This window comes from Salinimicrobium oceani (genome assembly GCF_012037645.1).
Genome location: NZ_JAAVJR010000979.1, coordinates 1 through 379, shown reverse-complemented (window position 1 = coordinate 379; position 379 = coordinate 1). Strand labels below are relative to the sequence as shown.

Sequence of the window (379 nt, the reverse complement as noted above, 5' to 3'; positions counted from 1 at the left end):
AGGGGAAAAACGAGAGGTCTTTTCGTTGAGCCTTGCGTTAAATGCAAAAGCTTTGGACCTAAGGCTGCTGCCGTTGGCCTTCATGTATTGATATTGAAATTCTGCTTTATAGGCTGCCATATCCACGTTTGAAGGACATTCACTTTTACAGCCTTTACAGCTGATGCACAGATCCAGCACCTCCTTCAATTCCTTATGATCAAAGCGATTTGGTTTTTCACTGCGGCTGAGAAATTCCCTAAGTGCATTAGCCCTGGCGCGGGTGGTATCCTTTTCATTACGAGTGGCCCTGTAACTGGGGCACATAGTACCTCCTGCTTCGGCAGGTTTACGACAGTCCCCGCTTCCGTTGCAGTTTTCTGCGCCGCGCAAAATTCCG

At 48.3% G+C, this 379-nt stretch carries 1 protein-coding gene; it reads right to left on the bottom strand.

Translation table 11 applies throughout. From position 1 onward, the window contains the following. On the bottom strand, positions 1 to 379 hold a 379-nt coding region (locus HC175_RS20350; protein WP_168139860.1), incomplete at both ends, for a (Fe-S)-binding protein.